This is a genomic window from Campylobacter ornithocola (assembly GCF_013201605.1).
Classification (GTDB): Bacteria; Campylobacterota; Campylobacteria; order Campylobacterales; family Campylobacteraceae; genus Campylobacter_D; species Campylobacter_D ornithocola.
The window spans coordinates 824,246-839,823 of the sequence record NZ_CP053848.1; the positions used below are offsets into that span (position 1 = coordinate 824,246).

Consider the following 15,578-nt stretch of genomic DNA (forward strand, 5'->3'; position numbering starts at 1 on the left):
TTAACTCTCCTTATCAAAAATAGTACCTATAACACCTTTAAAATGCTCTATTAATTTCATAACTTCTTCACTAGGAATTTTACGTATAAGTTTACCTGTATCTTTTTCTGTCACATTTACATACATTTCGTTTAATTTTTCATTAAATGCAAAACGAACATTTGTTCCTAGCATTTCCATTTGATTGTTTAATTTTTCAGTTGCATTTTTTAATTTCTCATTTAAATTTTCATCTTGATTATTTAAATCAACCTGTTGCTTATTTTCAAGAGATGTCTTCTCAGTATTATTTTTTATACTGTTAAAATGAGCTAAACTGCCATTATCTCTTTGAATATTGTTTATGTCCATTTTAAACTCCTTTTTAAAAGACTTTAAAATACTTTATCGACATAATTTTAAAAAACTTAATGTTTAGATTAAAAATCTATATTTTTGTAAGCAAAAAGTGTTCTCAAAAAGTTTGAAATTAAAAAATTTCAAACTTTTTGAATAACTTTTCATCATTTTGAAGTAATTTTCGCTCAATAAGTCTACTTACAACTTCTTTAGAGCAATTTGTCATTAAAGGCCATTCTTTGTGATAATCTTCTAATGGTCCTTTACTTGTCGCGTCTATACAAACACAATTTTTTTCAATAAAAATATCTCTCTTTGCATCGATATTATTTACAACACGCCAAATTAACATATAAGAGTTTTCTAAAATAGCATCTGTATCTAAAAAAACTAAAATTCTAAAATATTTTTTATAAATTTGTAATTTTTCAAAAATTTGGAAAATTTTTTCTTTTTTATCAATTAAAACTACACAAATTGGTGCAAAAGTTTGAGTGTAAAATTGTTTTAAATTTAAAATACTTTGATCTTTTTCTTTAAAAAGTGAAAGTAAAGCTTCATCATTTAGAATTTCAAGTTCGATTTTTTTCTCATCACCACACGCATCAAGCCCTGCTTTACCACCATAACAATAAGTACTTGAAGCATGATCAAGTTGATCACAAATTCCTTCACTAATAAGTAGTTTTTCTTCATCAAAACGATTAAGTATATAAGGTATAAGTTTATCATAATCTTGCAAGCAAGGTGCTTTCTCATCGACAAAAATAGCATGCTTAACAAAACTCATTTGCCCTACTCCCCAAAAAGTATGCATCACTTGTTTTGCATGGGCTGGGTATTTTGCTTCTATTTTGGCTAAAATTAAATTGTGAAAAACCCCATTTTCTGGCATATTATAATCTATCAAATCAGGAGCATTAGTTTGAAGTAAAGGCAAAAAAACCCTTTCTGTACCAAGTCCCATGTATTTATCTTCTAAAGGCGGTTTTCCTACAACTGTGGCTTGATAAATTGCATTTTTTTTAGCAAATATTTTTTCTACTTTTAAAACAGGACAAGGTTCAACAGGGGTATAAAAACCCGTATGATCTCCAAAAGGACCTTCAGGTGCAAACACATTTGGATCTACAAAACCTTCAATTACAAAATCACTATCATAAGGCACATAAAGATGATTACTTTTACATTTTGCTAAAATAGCAGGTTTTTTTTTGATAAAACCATATAGCAAAAGCTCAAATATACCTTTTGGTAAAGGTGCTTGTCCACACCAAATATATAAAGGATCTCCCCCTATAGCTATACTTACTGGCATTTTTTGATTTGTTTTTTTATACTCATGAAAAAAATGACTCGCATCCTTGTGAATTTGCCAATGCATAAGCAAGGTTTTTTCATCAACTACTTGCAGACGATACATTCCAAGATTGTTTTGTTTCCCATCTAAACTTTGGGTGTAAACTTGCCCCATAGTAATAAAAGGCGCAGCGTCTTTTTCCCAAGTTTTTAAAATAGGCATATCATATAAGGAATTTAAGTTTTTATAAGTAAATTCTCCATCTTTTTTTATGCGTTTTGGTGGGATATTTTTTAAATCAAGTAAAGTTTTAAAAAAATTTAACTTTGCTCCAAAACTTTGTGGTATATGCATTTTAAGCAAAGAAGCAATTTCTTTGGCTACTTCTTCATAATCTCTTCCAAATGCTAAATTTAAAGCTTTTTCGTTGCAAAAAGTATTTAAAAGTACAGGATAATCATATTTCTTACCATTTTTAACTGCATTGGTAAAAAGTAAGGCTTTAGAGTCTTCTTTTTTAACTTCTATATAAGCTAAATGTGCCATTTCAAGATCAACATCAACGGGCTCATGAATGGTTTTTAATAAATTATTTTTTTCTAAAAGTTCTACGAATTTTTGCATTTATATCATACTCTCTGCTTCTTTTAAAATTTCTTTTGCACCTTTTGCTATCATTTCTTTAGCTAAAAGCTCACCCGCACTAGCATAATCTTGCTTATCAATCATTCTTTTTTCTTTTAAAATTTTACTTGCATCAGGTAAGCCTACTATGGCGCGAATTTCTATTTTTTCATCAATGATTTTTGCGTTAATACCTATAGGCACTTGACAACCGCCTTCTAAGGTTTTTATAAAATCTCTTTCTATATGAGTTTCTATAAAAGCATTTTCATCATTTATACATTTAAGATATTTTAAAATTTGCTTATCATCAATGCTTTCTATGCCTAAAGCTCCTTGAGAAGCTGCAGGTATCATCTCATCAAGCTCAAAAGCCTTAATATATTTTATTTCTTTATCTAAACCTAAACGTTTAATACCAGCTAATGCTAAAATAATGGCATCAAATTCTTTAGCTTTAAGTTTTTCTAGACGTGAGTTGATATTACCCCTTAGAGAAATGATATTTAAATCAGGTCTTAGCATTAAAAGTTGCATTCTTCTTCTAAGGCTTGTAGTGCCTACTTTTGCACCCTTTGGGAGTTCGTTTAAACATTCATAATACTCGCTTAAAAAAGCATCATTTACCACCTCTCTTTTTGAAATAGCAGCTAAAACTAAACCTTCAGGAAAAAAACTAGGTACATCTTTTAAACTATGTACAGCTAAATGCGAATCACCTCTTAGCATACTTTCTTCAAGTTCTTTTGTAAAAAGTCCTTTTCCACCTATTTTAGCCAAAGGCGAATCAAGCAAAACGTCACCTTTGGTTTTAAAACCTTCTAAAGAAATTTCTAATTCAGAATATGTTTGTGATAGTTTTTCTTTTATGTATTCACTTTGCCATAATGCAAGTTGACTTTTTCTTGTTGCGATGATTAATTGCATTTTTTATGCTCCTGTACGATTTCTACATCTATGATTTCTTCTTCATTATTTGTTTGATGATGATTTTTGCTTTTTTGGTTTGTAAAAAGTTTTAACACCATCATAAAAAATAAAAGCAAAATTCCCAAAAATGTACTCAAAATTCCTGGTATTAAAAGCAAAATTCCTACTATAGTTAGAGAAAATAATTTAATCATACTAAATAAATTAGTATTTGTATTATTTTGCATAGTGATAAGATTTGTCCAAGTTTTTGCTAAAAATATTGCCCCTAAAAACATACTAACAAAAACTATCATAAAAAAATTTAAAAAACCAAAAAAAGTTATAAATAAAATACTGACAATTAATTCTAAGATTAAAAAGGCACTTATATTTGTTCTTGCTATCATAAAATTTTCTCTAAGTATGAAATAACCTCTTGGGTTTTTAAAATTTGTTTTTCTAAAGTATTTCTATGGATAACTTCCACTTCATCTTTTTCTAAACCCTTACCAATAACTAAAGCATAAGGAAAACCCATTAATTCAAAGTCATTAATCTTTACACCAAAACGCTCATTTCTATCATCAAATAAGATTTCTTTATCTTTAAAATGAGTATAAATTTGCTCGGCAAACTCCATTGCTTTTGTATCTTTTATATTAGAAACGATAATATCTAAAATAAAAGGAGCTAGAGTTTTATTCCAAATGCAACCTTTTTCATCATGACTTGCTTCTATGGCAACAGCTACTAAACGACTTACTCCCATACCATAACAACCCATAGTGAAAAATTGAGCTTTACCATTTTCATCTAAATAGCTTGCATTCATTGCTTTTGAGTATTTATTTCCAAGTTTAAAAATATGCCCTACTTCAATACCTTTGCTTTGTTTAAGCTTGTGTTGGCATTTTGGACAAAGATCATGTTCTTTTACTACTGCAAGATCTTTAAAACGTTCTTTGTTTAAATTTACTACATTGATGCCAATTAAATGATAATCTTTTTTGTTTGCCCCAATAATCATATTTGTTTCATTTTCAAGTTCATGATCGATATAAAAATCAACTCCATTTAATCCTACAAAACCAATAAATCCTGGAACCAAACCTGCATTTTCTAATTCTTTTTCATTTACATCAGCTAACTCTAGTGCTTTTGCTGCATTTAAAGCTTTTATTTCTTGTAACTCATCATCACCACGTACGAAAAACACTACGATTTTTTCTTCGCTTTCATAAATAGCTTTTTTAGCAACAGCTTTGATAGTATAGTAAGGATTGATTTTGAAAAAATCAGCCAATTCTTCTATAGTTTTTATATTTGGAGTGTGAAATTGTGTAGCAAAATCAGCTTCTGGTCTTTCATCTTTGCAAGTTTTTTTAGTTCTTTTCGCTGCTTCAATATTTGCAGCATAATCACAATGTTCGCATAACAATATATCATCTTCGCCATTTTTAGCCAAAACCATAAATTCTTTCGAACCACTTCCACCAATAGCTCCACTATCAGCTTCAACAGCCCTAAATTCAAGTCCTAATCTTGTAAGAATCTTGCTATAAGTTTCATGCATAAGGTTAAATTCTCTATCTAAATCAGCTTCATTACTATGAAAACTATAGCCATCTTTCATTAAAAATTCTCTACATCTTAAAAGTCCAAATCTAGGTCTAGCCTCATCTCTAAATTTAAGTCCTATTTGATATAAATGCAAAGGAAGTTGTTTATAAGAATTTATTTTATTTCTCACTAAAGCTACCATAGCTTCTTCATGAGTTGGCCCTAAAACAAAATCATTTTCTTTTCTATCTTTAAAGCGTAAAAGCTCTTTACCAAAAACATTAAATCTCCCACTTTCTTTCCAAAGTTCAGCTGGAGTATTAAAACTTAGATTTACTTCTAAAGCGCCTGTTTTATCCATTTCTTCTTTGATGATATTTTTAATCTTATCTAAAACCCTTTTTCCTAAGGGTAAAAAATTATATAAACCACTTCCGATTTGTTCTACAAAGGCACCCTTAACTAAAAATACATGACTTGGTAAAGTGGCATCTTTTGGATTTTCTTTTGTACTTATGGCATAAAATTTACTAAATTTCATGGTTATTCTCCAAATTAAATTCGCATTTATAAAGGTTTAAACCTTCCATATTTTCATTTTTTAAATCAAAAACATAACGCATAGCATTTACTACTGAATCATTTTGCATAGTTCCACTTAGTTTTTTTAAATTTACACTTGGATGGTGTAAAAATGCATTCATTACTTGTCTTATAAGTTTTTTTGCTTCTTCATGATTTGAATGTTTTAGATAACCCTTATTGATAGCTTTTTGTAATTGCACTTTAGCAATTTCATCAGCTTGCAAACGCAGTTGTTTCACTAAAGGCAAGGTTGCTAATTTACTTAAGTGTTGAAAAAATTCATTTGTCATTGTACCTACTATAGAATAGGCAATTTGTGCTTGATGCTCTCTTAATGTTAGATTTTTTCTTACAACTTCTTCTAAATCATCTACAGCATAGACTATATTTTTCTCATTTGCTTTTACATCGATATCTCTAGGTACTGCTATATCAAAAAAATATCTTTTATAGTCTTTTTCTCCTAATAAATCATTAGTTATAATAGCATGAGGAGCATTGGTAGCGCTAAAAAATATCTCATATTGATTTAATGCTTCTTTTAAATTTGCAATACTTTCACAATTTACATTTTCACCTAAACTTTTACAAAGTTTTTGAGCATTTTGAATATCTCTATTTAAAATCAATACTCTAGCTTTTGCATTTAATAAGTGCTTACAGGCTAACTCACTCATTTCCCCTGCACCCACTACAACTATGGTTTTATTTTCTAAATCAACAAGTTCTTTAGCTTTTGCTACTGCCACCGAGGCAACTGAGATAGGATTTTTTGAAATTTCAGTTTGGTTTCTAACATTAGCTGCACATTTAAAAGCATAATGCACTGCTCTAGTTAAATGTACACCACACCTTTGCTCTTGTAAGGCAAATTTATAAGCATCTTTTAATTGTCCAGCAATTTGTGTTTCACCAATAACCAAACTATCAAGTGAACTTGCTACAGAAAACAGATGGTGGATTGCTCCGCTATTTTCATAAAAATCTGCCTTAGTACTCAAATTTTCTTTATCAACCCCACAAAGTAAACTAAGTGTTTTTAAAATATGTTCATTGATACTTTCAATCTCTCCAACAAAAAGAAAAATTTCAACCCTATTACAAGTGCTAAGTATTAAACTTTCTAAAATTTTATTATTAGTATGAATTAATTTTAATAGTTCTCTTTTTTTATCTTCATTAGAAAAGGAAAGTTTTTCCCTAGTGGCTATATCTGTATTTTTATGCGTAAAACTGATGCAATAATAATGCATTAAAATTCCCTTTCTATCATATTTTTAATAATGTCTTCTAAATCTTTTATATTGTATTTTTCTATAACTTTTAAGGCATTATTTGCATAAGTATTTAATTCTTGACTAACTTGATTAAAAATTTCGTATTCTTGCATTTTGTTTTTAATCCATGTGATTTTTTCTAAGCATAAATCTTTTTTATAATAAGATTTAAGTATTTTTTGATCTTGAGGATTTAATTTTTCATATAAATATATATAAGCAAGGGTGGTTTTACCTTCTTTGAAATCATTCATAGTAGGTTTTCCTAAGATTTGTTCATCACCTTTTATATCTAAAATATCATCTACAATTTGAAAAGCCAAACCTAAATTTTTACCATAATTTGCAAAATCATCTTCATTTAAACCAGCAAGTATTGCACCACATCTTGCACTAGCTTCAATCAAAACAGCTGTTTTGTTATATATCATTTGTAAATAAGCATTTTTATCAGTATTAAAAGTTTCGCTTAAATTTACATCCATTAATTCACCAACAGAAAGCATCACAACAGCATTTGATATAATTTTTGCTAATTTTAGATCTATCAAAGAAAGCTCATAAAAGGCTTTTGAGTATAAAATATCTCCGAGCATGATGGCATTTTTTGCTCCAAATTGTGCATTGATAGACTTTATACCTCTTCTTAATTTAGCTTCATCAATAACATCATCATGTAACAAGCTTGCAGTATGAATTAACTCTATAATAGCACAGATTTTGCAACTAATATCATTTTCACCAGCTATTTTTAAAAGTAGTTTTGAGCGTAGTTTTTTGCCACCTTGAAGTTTTGAACTCATTGTTATAATAGGTTCATAGTTTAATTCAGATAAAAATTCATGCATATATTGATCGATCTTTTGCACTATGTTTTCCTTGATCTTCTTGTAATTGTATTTTATTAAATTTTACTTTAGTTTTGGTTAAGAGTAGCTTTTCTAGGGTCTAAAAATTCTACTTCTAATCTTTTATCCCTATCTTCTATATAGATAGTAAAAATAGCCTCATTTTTTTTAAAATCACTAAATTCAAGTATTAATCTTGCTCTATCTATATGAGGGTTTTTATAATCAGGTACTAAAGTTTGATCCACCCAGTTTAAATTCCTTCTTAAAGACATGACAAATTGTCTAGGATATCTTTTATACCTTGAATGAACAATTATATTGGTTTGATCAAATAAAGTCCATGAAAAATCAAAATAATAAATCTCATCAGGATAGTCAATTTCTTTTATTTTTACACTTGCTTTTTCATCTTTACTTAAGGTGAATTTATAAGTATAATCAAAAAATACTTCAGCTTTTGAAAAACAAAATGTCAAAAATAAAAATAAAATAAAACGCAAAATCAACCTTCATGTCCTAAAATTTCAGCACTTAAGCCTATATAAAAATCATTTTTTCTCTCATCTATTAAGAGTGAATTTTCCATTTGAAATTGTGTTACATCAGTTTCATTTAAATTATTTTTTTCTAAAAGCTCTATCATAGCAATATGATCAGCTAATAATTTTTCCATTACGTTTTCTAAAGCACCTAAATTTGCATATTTTATTGTTTCGATAAATTTTTCCTTAGGACTTTTTGCAAACATCTCATCAAAAATATCCATTTTTAACCTTTTATATAAGTTTGAATTTTTTCTATTAAAGTAGTTTTATTGTTAGCTTCATCTAAATCTTTAATTTCTTTATGCCAAGAAATATGTATATAATCCATCTTGGCATTTTTAGCACAAAGTCTGTCTTTTAGGCTATCACCTATAAAAATACTCTTTTCATATTTTGCTTCATCTGCAATTAATCTTAGCATCATAGGATCAGGTTTAGCTTCTATACCATAACTAACACCTAAGATTTTATCAAAATAAGAAAGAATATTGTGTTTTTTTAAAATAGGTACTAAGCTTTCTTGTGGTGCGTTAGTAGCAACAGCTAAATAACAATCATTTTTCTTACAAAATTCCAAAACCTCAAGCACGCCATCAAAAAGTACTACGCTTTGATCATAATGCTTAATAAAATACTTCTCATATCCTTCTTTAAAGCTAGTGTGTGAGTAAGTATCAACTCCATAAAAAATCTTAGCATAGTTTTGTCCAGGAGTGTTGATAGTATCTAAAATAAACTCTCTTTTTAAAGGCTCTAAATTTAAATCTGCTCTTATTTCATTTACTGCACATACTATAGCATTAGCACTATCTATAAGTGTACCATCCATATCAAAAATTACATTTATCAATATTCATCCTTAAATTTAATTTTATATTTGTCTTTTTTATAGCTTTGATTATTTTTTAACTTATATAAAGCATTTGCTTTTGAAGATAATTCTTTTTGATTTAAATTTTCATCTAAGCAATCATTTACAAAAACCTCCAAAGCCTTAGTATAAGTAGAATCCAAAAAAACTGCTTGAACTTTTTCAAATATCTTAGCATTTTTTTGCATTCTTTCTCTAAAAAGAGTTAAATCAAAATCTTCTCTTTTCAAGGCACTTACAGCAGAGTTGGTAAATTTTTCTAAAGCTCTTACGTATTTAACCCTTAAAGATTTTTCATCATTTTTCATTCTGCTGCACTTGTATTGATTCTACATTGTAATGCTTCTTGTACCAAATTTCTAGCTATCGAAGCTTCAGCATCTACAATGTGTAAATGTTTATCAGTATGCGGGAAAATAATCTTAGCACCTGTACCACTTGTTTTTAAAACCGTTTGTATGGGTTTATTAAAACTAGAAAGTACTTGATAAAGCATATCAAGTTTAGCCTCGTTACTTATAGTTATAATAGCGACTGAGCATTCTTCTATGTTGGCTATTTTTAAAGTTTCAACTTGTGCAACATTTGCAAAAAAAACATTTTCATTTCTACTACGACCAAGTTCAACTAAATTTAAATCACTTTCTAAAACCAAATAAGGAATACCTGTTTTTTTGATTTTTTGCACCACTTCCTGACCTAATCTTGCATAACCAAAAATGATAAAATGATCTTTCATTTTTTGATCACAAAGATAAAATTTAGCCATATCATTTTGTTCACCTTCTGCTGCATTGGCTATTTTTCTAAGATTATTTAAAATAAAAGGCGTTGCAACCATAGTGATAATAGAAACTATAATAAAAATTTGTGCTGTTTTTTCATCTAGTAGCGAATTAACTTGCATTAGAGAAAACACCGCTAGTGCAAATTCCCCAATCTGTGAAATACTTAATGCAGTTTTCAAAGCCACTCTTTTTCTTGTATAAAGAATTAAAAGACCATAAATTACTATAAATTTTATCAATAAAACTAGACCAACAAAAACAAATATCAAAAACCAATTTTCAAAAACTATATGAAAATCAATTTGCAAACCAACACTTATAAAGAAAAAACCTAAAAGCAAGTCTCTAAAAGGAACCAAATCAGCTTCTATTTTATGTTTATATTTAGTTTCTGCTATTAAAGCTCCAGCTATAAAAGCTCCAAGCGAGTATGAAAAACCAAAAGAGTGTGCTAAAAAACTTGCACCAATAACAGTAAAAAGTATAGTAGCTATGAAAATTTCATTCGCGTTGGTTTTAATAATAAATTTTAAAACATAAGTAAAAAGATATTTACCTATAAAATAAAGTAAAACAAGTAAAATTACAGCACTAACTAAAGTTGTAAATAAAAGTTTTGAAACATCAGCATTTTGAGAGCTAAATATATCAATCATTAGTAGCAGTGGTATCACAGCAATATCTTGAAAAAGTAAAATTCCCAAAGCTTTTCTGCCATATTCTTCATTAATATCGCCACTATCATTGAGTATTTTTAAAACTATGGCCGTAGAAGATAAAGCTAGAGCAAAACCAGCTATCATTGCTATATGGCTTACTACGCCTAAAATATAAGTAACAAGTAAAGTACAAACCAAACCACAAGTTAGCATTTGTAAACTTCCGTTTAAAAACACTTCTTTTTTCATTGCTAAAAGATGTTTAAATGAAAATTCAAGTCCTATGGTAAACATTAAAAAAACTATACCAAACTCAGCCACATGGATAATAATTTCATTAGTACCAAAGCCGTAAAATTCACGTACAAACAAACCTGTAGCTATATAGCCTATAATGGTTGGAATACCAAATTTTTTTAAAATTACATTTAAAATTACAGCAAAAGCTACTGCAACTAAAAAGACATTCAAAAACTCTTCCACTAATTAGCCTTTTTGTACTTGTTTTACTATTTTATTTTTTCTAAAAAAATTAAATCAAAATTGCTTCTATGTTTGACTACCGCTCTTGATTTTGAAGGATTATCTCTTCTATCAAGTTCTAATCTTAATTCTTCTATGGTGTTTTCAAACTCATCGATTTTTGTTTTAAGTTTTAAAATCACATCAACGCCTGCTAAATTAACTCCAAGATCTCTTGTTAAGCGTAAAATCATTTTGATTCTATCTATATCTTTTTGAGAATAAAGCCTCATTTTACCATCAGTTCTGCTTGGCTCAACCAAACCTTCTTTTTCATATTGTCTTAGAGTTTGTGGGTGTATACTTAAAACTTTTGCAACAACACTTATAAGATATACTGGTTCATCATAACTATGTTCCATTGCTCACTCCTTTCAAGGTAATTTTTCTTTTAAAATTTTCACAAATTCAGGATCAAGGCTATTAAGATCTGGTATTTTTACATTTAAAATCAAATACATATCCCCATACAAATCGGTTTTTCTATTTTGCACACCATAGCCTTTAAGTCTAATTTTTTGATTATTTTTAGAATTTGGTGGTATAGTGATTTTAACTTCTTTTCTTGGGGTATGCACACTAATCTTATCCCCAAAAAGTGCTGTTTTTAAGCTAATTTCAATCTTTTTATATAAATCATCATCTTCTCTTTCATACTCATCGCTTTTTTCAAATTCAACTTTTAAAATCAAATCTCCTTTTTGCCCTTGAAAACTTTTTCCTTTACCTCTTATACGCAGTTTTTCTCCATCTTTTATACCATGAGGAATTTTGATTTTAACTTGCTCGTTGTTTATATTTACAACATGCTCACCACCTAAAATTCCTTTTTCAAAAGGAATTTTAATATTAGCTTGTAAGTCTAAATCCTCTTCAAAACCTCCAAATCCGCCAAAACCACCTCTAAAATTGTTGCTAGAGCTAAAGCCTCTGCTAAAACCACCAAAGCCTCCACCAAAAATATTATTTAAAATATCATTAATATCAGCTCCACCTGCACTTCTTGAAAAATCATGGAAGCTTTGTCCACCAAACATAGAATCTCCATATCTATCATATTGAGCTCTTTTTTTCTCATCACTTAAAATCTCATAAGCAGCATTGATTTCTTTAAATTTTTCTTCAGCACCACTTTCTTTGTTGATATCTGGATGGTATTGTCTTGCTAATTTTCTATAAGCTTTTTTTATTTCATCTGCACTAGCATTTTGTGAAACGCCTAGTGTTTCGTATAAACTATTACTCATTGATTATTCCTTATTTTTTATAAGATTATATCAAAAACTTTAGTCTTAGTCAATCAACTTTTATAAGTTTTAAAACTAAAGGTTTTATTTACAATTGCGTAAAAATAAAATTTTATACTTGTGTAAATTGATTTTACAAAGGATAAAACATGAAAAAAACTATGGTTCTTTCTTTGGCTTTAGCAACTAGTCTTTTTAGTACTAATATTGATTTTAAACAAGCAAATGACAATATACAAAGATCTTTACCAACAAATAATCCAAACACTATACTTTCTTATCATGATTCTATACAAAAAGTTAAAAATTCAGTTGTAAATATCTCAACCTCCAAAACCGTACAAAGCAATTCATTTGGTATAGATGATTTTTTCAATGATCCTTATTTCAAGCAGTTTTTTGGTTTTGATTTCCCACAAACTCCAAAAAACAAAAAGAATAAAAAAGAAGTGGTAAGTTCGCTTGGGTCTGGTGTAATTATTTCAAGTGATGGTTATATTATAACAAATAATCACGTTATAGAAGGTGCTGAAAAAATCACTGTAAATTTACCTGATTCAAGTACCGAGTATAAGGCAAAATTAATTGGGGCTGATCCTAAAACAGATCTAGCAGTGATAAAAATAGAAGCAAAAAACCTACCTGCCATAACTTTTGCTGATTCTGATAAATTACTAGAAGGTGATGTTGTGTTTGCTCTAGGTAATCCTTTTGGAGTAGGAAGTAGTGTAACTAGTGGAATTATTTCAGCTTTAAATAAAAACAATATAGGTTTAAATCAGTATGAAAATTTCATTCAAACCGATGCTTCTATTAATCCTGGAAATTCAGGTGGAGCTTTAGTAGATAGCAGAGGAGCTTTAGTTGGAATAAATTCAGCCATACTTTCAAGAAGCGGGGGTAATAATGGCATTGGTTTTGCGATCCCTTCTAATATGGCAAAATCTATTGCACAAAAACTTATCGAGTATGGAAAAATAGAAAGAGGATATTTAGGCGTAGTTATAGGAGCTTTAACTCAAGATATCAAAAAAGCTTATACTAATCAAGAAGGAGCTTTAATCACAGAAGTGCAAAAAGATTCAGCAGCTTATAATGCAGGATTAAAAAGAGGTGATTTAATTATAAAAGTAGATAAAACCACAATTAAAAGTCCTATGGATTTAAAAAATTATATAGGAAGTATTGATCCAAAACAAGCTATAGAAGTAACTTATGAAAGAGATAATAAAATCAAAACAGCTAAATTTATGCTAAAAACAGATGAAAAATCGCTACAATATGAAAAAGGTTATATTGATGGTTTAAAATTAGTAGAGCTTGATTCCAAAAATAAACAACAATACCGCATACCTGAAAATATTAGTGGTATTTTAATCACTGAAGTTACTCCAAAATCAAAAGCAGAAAAAATAGGCTTTGAGCAAGGTGATATTATCATAGGTATTGATCAATATGAAGTTTCAAATTTTAAAGAATTGTCTAAAGCTTTAGAATTAAATAAGGGCAAAGAATATGTTAAAATTTGGATCAATAGAGGCGGTATGGTTAGAGCTTTACTTTTTTAAGAAAGGAAAATAATGACAAATATTTTAATGATAGAAGATGATTTAGAATTAGCAGAGATTATAGCTGAATATTTAGAGCAATTTGATATGAAAGTAGATATTGCTCATGAGCCTTACATAGGTCTTTCAAGACTTGCTTTAAATCCTTATGATTTAATCATTTTAGATTTAAGCCTACCTGGTCTTGATGGACTCGAAGTTTGTGAAGAAATTCGCAAAAAATACGATACACCTATCATTATTTCAAGTGCAAGACATGATATTAGCGATAAAGTTGCAGCTCTTGATTTAGGTGCTGATGATTATTTACCAAAACCATATAATCCTCAAGAACTCCAAGCAAGAATTAAGAGTCATTTAAGAAGAATTTCAAATACTAAAACCAATCAAATGCAAATCGAAAAAGATTTAGTTTGCGACAAAACAAAGCATATCATTACAATGAAAGGTCAAGAGATAAATTTAACAAATGCTGAATTTGATATTTTAGAGCATTTAATTAAAAAAGAAGGTGGAGTTGTCAGTCGCGAAGAGCTCGTATATAATTGTAATTCTATTAGTGAAGATTCTAGCAATAAAAGTATTGATGTAATTATTAGTAGGATTAGACAAAAAATCGGAGATGATCCTAAAACTCCAAAATATATCCATTCTATTAGAGGCATAGGATATAAATTAACCCAATGAATAAATCATCGATTTTTTATACTATAACCTTTGTTTTTTTACTTGCTAGTGTTAGTGTGATTTTGGCGTTTTTATGGCTTATAAAATATGATCAACAAAATTACACTAACGAGCTTAATACAAAATATTCTTTTATAGCTAATGCAAGATTGTTGTATTTTAATCATGTAATTAGTGAAAAAGAATTTTATGAGCAAACCAAAAATTACAAAATGATAGAATTAATCAATCCTTCTTCTATAAGAAAAATTATCTATAAAGCTGAGACTATAGCACGTGCACAAACTAGTACAGGAGTGGTTGAAATCATTACTTTAGAAGATAATGTATATTTAAAAATCATCTTTGATGGTAAGCTTTATTTGTATAAAGACTTAGAATATCAAGGTTATCGTTATTTTGTGATTAAGCTTATTGCTAGCATGGTGGTGATGGTTTTATTAATTTTGTATATTTTTATCATTAGAAAATTAAAACCATTAAGAGCCTTAAAAAGACAAATTGATAAATTTGGTGAAAACAAACTCAATGAAATTCAAAATGTCAGCAAGGGAAATGATGAAATTTCTCAAGTAGCAACAGCCTTTTATGAATCTATTTTAAGAATTCAAAAGCTAAACACTTCGAGACAATTTTTTTTAAGAAATATTATGCATGAGTTAAAAACTCCTATTACTAAAGGTTTGATTACTTTAGAAATGCTTGAAGATAGCAAATATAAAGAAAGATTAGTGGGTGCTTTTAATCGTTTGGAAATTTTAATCAACGAATTTGCAGCTATTGAGCAAATTACTTCAGGTGCAGGTTTGATTAATTTAAAAAAATACAATATTTTAGATCTTTTAGATGAAGCAAAAGATATAGCTATGAGTGATGATGAAAAAATAAAAATTAGTATAAAAGAAAGCTTTAGCGTAAATGTTGATTTTAAACTATTTACAACTGCAATGAAAAATATGATAGATAATGCCACAAAGTATTCTGATGAAAATTGCGTCGTTATAGAAATTACCAAAGATTATCTTTGCTTCAAAAACAAAGGAAAGGCTTTAGATAAAGACTTAAAATATTATACTCAAGCCTTTACACAAGGAAAGAAAAACAAAGATAGTTTTGGACTTGGACTTTACATAGTAAAAACTATATTAGATTCTCATAAACTTACGCTTTATTATGAATACAAAGACAATACCAACCATTTTTATTTTAACAATATGCAAAATATAATATCAAATTAGGATTT

17 protein-coding genes are annotated in these 15,578 nt (G+C 28.5%); 3 read left to right on the plus strand and 14 right to left on the minus strand.

The annotated features are described in order from the left end of the window. From CORN_RS04360 to CORN_RS04425, 14 genes are all read right to left on the minus strand, one after another. Complete coding sequence (locus CORN_RS04360; RefSeq protein ID WP_066008017.1) at positions 1–351, minus strand: flagellar protein FlaG; 351 nt, start codon at positions 349–351, stop codon at positions 1–3. Between the two features lie 118 nt (positions 352–469). Beyond that, entirely contained in the window at positions 470–2,263 is a 1,794-nt protein-coding gene (locus tag CORN_RS04365; RefSeq protein WP_066008020.1) for a menaquinone biosynthesis decarboxylase, read from the minus strand. Then, positions 2,264–3,190, minus strand: a complete 927-nt coding sequence (hemC, locus tag CORN_RS04370; RefSeq protein WP_066008021.1) for a hydroxymethylbilane synthase — start codon at positions 3,188–3,190, stop codon at positions 2,264–2,266. Then, positions 3,181–3,582 (minus strand): FxsA family protein, encoded by a 402-nt coding sequence (locus tag CORN_RS04375; RefSeq protein WP_066008024.1) that lies wholly within the window; start codon positions 3,580–3,582, stop codon positions 3,181–3,183. Before CORN_RS04375 ends, hemC begins: the two co-directional genes overlap by 10 nt. Further along, positions 3,579–5,276 (minus strand): proline--tRNA ligase, encoded by a 1,698-nt coding sequence (locus CORN_RS04380; protein ID WP_066008027.1) that lies wholly within the window; start codon positions 5,274–5,276, stop codon positions 3,579–3,581. The genes CORN_RS04375 and CORN_RS04380 overlap by 4 nt, the downstream gene beginning before the upstream one ends. Next, positions 5,266–6,573: a glutamyl-tRNA reductase gene (gene hemA / locus CORN_RS04385; protein ID WP_066008029.1), complete on the minus strand. Its 1,308-nt coding sequence runs from the start codon at positions 6,571–6,573 to the stop codon at positions 5,266–5,268. The genes CORN_RS04380 and hemA overlap by 11 nt, the downstream gene beginning before the upstream one ends. Beyond that, complete coding sequence (locus tag CORN_RS04390) at positions 6,573–7,466, minus strand: polyprenyl synthetase family protein (RefSeq protein ID WP_066008034.1); 894 nt, start codon at positions 7,464–7,466, stop codon at positions 6,573–6,575. Before CORN_RS04390 ends, hemA begins: the two co-directional genes overlap by 1 nt. Before the next feature lie 47 nt (positions 7,467–7,513). Then, positions 7,514–7,954: an exporting protein gene (locus tag CORN_RS04395; RefSeq protein WP_425337388.1), complete on the minus strand. Its 441-nt coding sequence runs from the start codon at positions 7,952–7,954 to the stop codon at positions 7,514–7,516. Continuing rightward, a complete protein-coding gene (locus CORN_RS04400) occupies positions 7,951–8,214 on the minus strand; it encodes a DUF2018 family protein (protein ID WP_066008038.1) in 264 nt (87 codons plus the stop codon). The genes CORN_RS04395 and CORN_RS04400 overlap by 4 nt, the downstream gene beginning before the upstream one ends. A gap of 2 nt (positions 8,215–8,216) precedes the next feature. Next, the gene (locus CORN_RS04405; RefSeq protein ID WP_066008040.1) at positions 8,217–8,843 is read right to left on the minus strand and encodes an HAD family hydrolase; all 627 of its coding nucleotides are present in this window, start codon (positions 8,841–8,843) and stop codon (positions 8,217–8,219) included. Further along, positions 8,840–9,172, minus strand: a complete 333-nt coding sequence (locus CORN_RS04410; protein ID WP_066008042.1) for a hypothetical protein — start codon at positions 9,170–9,172, stop codon at positions 8,840–8,842. Before CORN_RS04410 ends, CORN_RS04405 begins: the two co-directional genes overlap by 4 nt. Beyond that, positions 9,169–10,794 (minus strand): cation:proton antiporter domain-containing protein, encoded by a 1,626-nt coding sequence (locus tag CORN_RS04415; protein WP_066008044.1) that lies wholly within the window; start codon positions 10,792–10,794, stop codon positions 9,169–9,171. The genes CORN_RS04410 and CORN_RS04415 overlap by 4 nt, the downstream gene beginning before the upstream one ends. Before the next feature lie 26 nt (positions 10,795–10,820). Beyond that, on the minus strand, positions 10,821–11,195 hold the full coding sequence (locus CORN_RS04420; protein ID WP_039668403.1) for a heat shock protein transcriptional repressor HspR: 375 nt from the start codon (positions 11,193–11,195) through the stop codon (positions 10,821–10,823). A gap of 12 nt (positions 11,196–11,207) precedes the next feature. After that, positions 11,208–12,080 carry a DnaJ C-terminal domain-containing protein gene (locus CORN_RS04425; RefSeq protein WP_066008049.1) on the minus strand — a complete coding sequence of 291 codons (873 nt, stop codon included), beginning with the start codon at positions 12,078–12,080 and terminating at the stop codon, positions 11,208–11,210. Positions 12,081–12,229: 149 nt separating this feature from the next. Here CORN_RS04425 and CORN_RS04430 point away from each other — a divergent pair, with 149 nt between their 5' ends. From CORN_RS04430 to CORN_RS04440, 3 genes are read left to right on the plus strand one after another with little or no spacing between them, the layout of a single operon-like run. Then, positions 12,230–13,648, plus strand: a complete 1,419-nt coding sequence (locus CORN_RS04430; RefSeq protein ID WP_066008053.1) for a DegQ family serine endoprotease — start codon at positions 12,230–12,232, stop codon at positions 13,646–13,648. 12 nt (positions 13,649–13,660) lie between these two features. After that, complete coding sequence (locus CORN_RS04435) at positions 13,661–14,335, plus strand: response regulator transcription factor (RefSeq protein ID WP_066008054.1); 675 nt, start codon at positions 13,661–13,663, stop codon at positions 14,333–14,335. Then, positions 14,332–15,573 (plus strand): ArsS family sensor histidine kinase, encoded by a 1,242-nt coding sequence (locus CORN_RS04440; protein WP_066008055.1) that lies wholly within the window; start codon positions 14,332–14,334, stop codon positions 15,571–15,573. Before CORN_RS04435 ends, CORN_RS04440 begins: the two co-directional genes overlap by 4 nt. The last annotated feature ends 5 nt before the right edge of the window (positions 15,574–15,578 follow it).

Excerpts from the sequence above, each read along its gene's own strand:
- CORN_RS04360 (WP_066008017.1), bottom strand. The coding sequence starts at position 351 with ATGGACATAAACAATATTCAAAGAGATAATGGCAGTTTAGCTCATTTT.
- CORN_RS04365 (WP_066008020.1), bottom strand. The coding sequence starts at position 2,263 with ATGCAAAAATTCGTAGAACTTTTAGAAAAAAATAATTTATTAAAAACC.
- hemC (WP_066008021.1), bottom strand. The coding sequence starts at position 3,190 with ATGCAATTAATCATCGCAACAAGAAAAAGTCAACTTGCATTATGGCAA.
- CORN_RS04375 (WP_066008024.1), bottom strand. The coding sequence starts at position 3,582 with ATGATAGCAAGAACAAATATAAGTGCCTTTTTAATCTTAGAATTAATT.
- CORN_RS04380 (WP_066008027.1), bottom strand. The coding sequence starts at position 5,276 with ATGAAATTTAGTAAATTTTATGCCATAAGTACAAAAGAAAATCCAAAA.
- hemA (WP_066008029.1), bottom strand. The coding sequence starts at position 6,573 with ATGCATTATTATTGCATCAGTTTTACGCATAAAAATACAGATATAGCC.
- CORN_RS04400 (WP_066008038.1), bottom strand. The coding sequence starts at position 8,214 with ATGGATATTTTTGATGAGATGTTTGCAAAAAGTCCTAAGGAAAAATTT.
- CORN_RS04410 (WP_066008042.1), bottom strand. The coding sequence starts at position 9,172 with ATGAAAAATGATGAAAAATCTTTAAGGGTTAAATACGTAAGAGCTTTA.
- CORN_RS04420 (WP_039668403.1), bottom strand. The coding sequence starts at position 11,195 with ATGGAACATAGTTATGATGAACCAGTATATCTTATAAGTGTTGTTGCA.
- CORN_RS04425 (WP_066008049.1), bottom strand. The coding sequence starts at position 12,080 with ATGAGTAATAGTTTATACGAAACACTAGGCGTTTCACAAAATGCTAGT.
- CORN_RS04430 (WP_066008053.1), top strand. The coding sequence starts at position 12,230 with ATGAAAAAAACTATGGTTCTTTCTTTGGCTTTAGCAACTAGTCTTTTT.
- CORN_RS04435 (WP_066008054.1), top strand. The coding sequence starts at position 13,661 with ATGACAAATATTTTAATGATAGAAGATGATTTAGAATTAGCAGAGATT.
- CORN_RS04440 (WP_066008055.1), top strand. The coding sequence starts at position 14,332 with ATGAATAAATCATCGATTTTTTATACTATAACCTTTGTTTTTTTACTT.